Here is a 3,382-nt window from a genome sequence, read left to right as displayed (position 1 = left end):
TCATTCACAACATCATCGACTTGATTTCTGGCTGGACGAACCTCTGTTGGTGGGTCAACAAGCCCTGTTGGACGAATAATTTGTTCTGCAAAAGTGCCGTGAGATTGTTCTATTTCCCAGCGTCCTGATGTTAAATTCACATTATGCATAAAAATACAACAAAGTCAATATGTTGAGTGAAATTATTTTATATGAATCCACTTAAGAATCCACATTTTTATGCATGATTCATTTGACTATTTTTTATAGAAGATTGCCATGTATGAGTAGACCATAAAAAGCAAATCATGATGTAAATATTAACGCATGTAAACATGCAAATGAAATGAAAAGCAGATATCATTCATAACAGTTTATAAATTTTATGATACGTTTTTATCACAGCACAAATCACATTGTTTAAAAATTTAGTCGTTTGAAATTATCGATAATATAAATTGTATACGTTTAAAGAATGGTATGAGTTTTGCTCTTTTTTGAGCGAAACCTTCAAAGGAATAATCGTTTGAAACGGTCATAAGCTTATGGGTTTAATTTAAAAAATTGCATAAAAGGATTAAGGACAAGATCGCTTTTAAAGCGCTTTCTAAAAATTTAGAAAACGATAAAGAGGTATTTTATATCTTATGAAATGAAAAGCCTTTTAATGAATATAGTGCATAGCTAGTTTTTAAGAACGGAACTATTCGCTTCCATAAAAAAATGGAGGCGGCTAATACCATAGCAGTAAAAGACTATTTTACCTTAAACATGATACTAAAAAACATTTTAAAAGTTATCGTTTAAAAATACGAAACCAAATGAGGTCTCCTCAAATTTGAGGGCATCTCTTTAGACAAAGATAAGCAAGTAAAATTCAAAACCATTATAACATCACAAGGCATGGAATTTTTCTAAATTTTTAGATAAAACGACATTGTTTAAAGAATGCTCTATTCTAAAGATAACGAGTTCGAATTTGAGCTGGTTGATTTTGCCAACTCAAAATTGAGCCAGCTTATTTGTAAAAAGTTACATTTAATGAAAAGTGAAAATACGCTTATGAGAGCCTCTCTAAGTGAACGTTTAAAACTGATGTTTATAATAGTTTTTAAAGCCTTGCGTTTGATAAAAGCGGTTGTTTGTTGTCTTATGAGAAATTGTTTTGAAAACTAATGCTCGTAAATGTAAAAAAACGGGTTTTGATAAAGCTACCAAACGTTTTGATTTGTTTGATAGGTTTTGATTTTAGATAATGTGTTATTTGAATTCACTCAGCTCGATTTTGAGCTTAGTATATTGAAACGTTTTAAAAGAAGCATTTTGATCATGTGCTTTGTTTTATATAAATCTCTTTAAGCTAAAGACGTTATGATTGATACATTTGATAGCCATATAACAAGCGTTTATAGGCTCTCTCATTCAAAAGAGTGATTAAAAATCATATGCATCATATATTCCTTTTGATAAGTTTTCATATTTTTAATAGAGCACTTGTAATATAATACGTTTTGTATATATGTGTCATTACCTTATTAGGGTTGATTCATAAGGATAGACATTTGAAAGCCGCGTCGTATCACTTGACACGGCTTTTTTTTGCATTCTCTCTTTTATGATGGGTTTATAACCATAAAGAAGGCGCTCCCATGTCTATTTTTATTCTGTTTTATCAATAATCTTAACGACATTATCGCTTTGATAAACCTCATAATTTTGAGCAACTGATTTTACATTGCTTTGTTTATCTATTTTTGCTTTTCCATAGGCACGACCCCACACCTTGACAGAACCAGAGATTTTCGCATTCCCATAAACAGAGCCATAAACCGCAGCGCGCCCACTCACAAGAGCAGAGCCGTAAACCTTGCCATAAATCTTTGCAAAGCCTTTGATAGCAGCCTGTCCATAAATTTTTGCATTGCTGTAAATACAAGCAGAGCCAGAAACCTTTGAATGACCATAGATCCTTGCATGATCATAAACAAAAACATCATGAGAAACGCGCGCATGTTGATAAATATGGGAATTGCTATAAACGCGGGCGTGATCACAGACATGAGCATTACCATAGATATTGCCCGCCACATGAGCACTCCCATAAACACAAGCATGGTCATAAACTTTAGCATATCGAGTGATTAAAGCCTTGCCATAGACCTCAGCATTCCCATAGACCCGCCCACGCACATGAGATAAATGACGTACTTTAGCATGATCAGAAACATGAGCATAGCCATAGGCACAAGCCTCATCATAGACCCAACAATTGCCATAGTGAGATAAGTTACCTTCATTTTCGATATAGCCCCCTAAATCGCCCGCCTTGACATCATCAAAATCTATTAAAGCCCGAATGCGATAAAGGTTTATAATTTGCTTAGTAAGTCTCTCTTTAATTTGTTTAATTTGATTGGTTAATTCGTATTTTTTACACATAGGGGTATCCTCACAATCTAATGTGATAAACGTTTGATAAAATTTGGAATGGAAAATTGGATTGAAAGCAGGCGCCCCCGCCGCACCCGTGTCTTATTTACGCAGCGTTACTTTCACTAATCTTTACAACGGTATCATTTTCATAAATTTCACAATCTTCAGGAATCCCATATGCATAGTAAAAGTTTTATTTGACATATGAATAACCATCTCTTTTTAACCTTGCATTGCCATGCACCAAACCTCTAATGGTGTGATAACCAGTCACTTTAGCATTGCCATAAACAGAACCGTAGACTTGAGTATACCCTCCCACGCTAGCCTTGCCATAAACCTTGCCATAAATTTTAGCAGCACCACTGATAACAGCATGATCATAAACCACGGCATTGCCATAAATACGCGCATTTCCTGATAATTTTGCATTGCCATAAACCCGCCCACAGACCCAAGCATTATAAGAAAGATGCGCATTGCCATACACAAAGCCCATTATAATAGCGTTATTAGAAACCTTGGCATTTTCATAAATATAGGCAGGATTTAAAACAAGAGCATTATCATAGACCCAGCAGTTGCCATCATGAGAGAGATTGTTTTCACTTTCAATAAAGCCGCCTAAAGACCCAGCTTTAACATCAGAAAAGTCTTTTAATGCTTTAATGCGATAAAGAGTTTTATTATTAAATACACGTGTCTCATTTGTGAGTGCAAACTTTTTTTGCATAGCACAATTCCTTTATAAAAAGATTTAAATTTTAGAATGAGATGTTTAAAGAGAGGCGCCCCCGCCACGCCCGTGTCTTATTTACGCAGCGTTATTTATAGCCTGATCAGCACCACAGACATCTTCAGAAAATTTCTTATTTTCTTTAAGCACCGCATTGCCATAAATCGTTGTAAATTGGCAAATTTGTGCCTTGCCACTCACATGAGCATTATCGTGAATTTTTGCACAGGGACC

Annotated in this window: 1 protein-coding gene and 1 pseudogene; both read right to left on the bottom strand. The window is 34.8% G+C overall.

The genetic code is table 11. From position 1 onward, the window contains the following. Positions 1–1,638 precede the first annotated feature (1,638 nt). A complete protein-coding gene (locus PVV60_RS09765; protein ID WP_273724582.1) occupies positions 1,639–2,418 on the bottom strand; it encodes a hypothetical protein in 780 nt (259 codons plus the stop codon). A gap of 97 nt (positions 2,419–2,515) precedes the next feature. Continuing rightward, positions 2,516–3,145, bottom strand: a pseudogene (locus tag PVV60_RS09760) (hypothetical protein). Positions 3,146–3,382: the final 237 nt, after the last annotated feature.

The sequence above is a fragment of the Bartonella sp. AU18XJBT genome (assembly GCF_028618595.1).
Taxonomy (GTDB): domain Bacteria; phylum Pseudomonadota; class Alphaproteobacteria; order Rhizobiales; family Rhizobiaceae; genus Bartonella.
Note: the sequence above shows the minus strand (reverse complement) of the source record. Positions and strands in the feature narration are given on the sequence as shown.

Excerpts from the sequence above, each read along its gene's own strand:
- PVV60_RS09765 (WP_273724582.1), bottom strand. The coding sequence starts at position 2,418 with ATGTGTAAAAAATACGAATTAACCAATCAAATTAAACAAATTAAAGAG.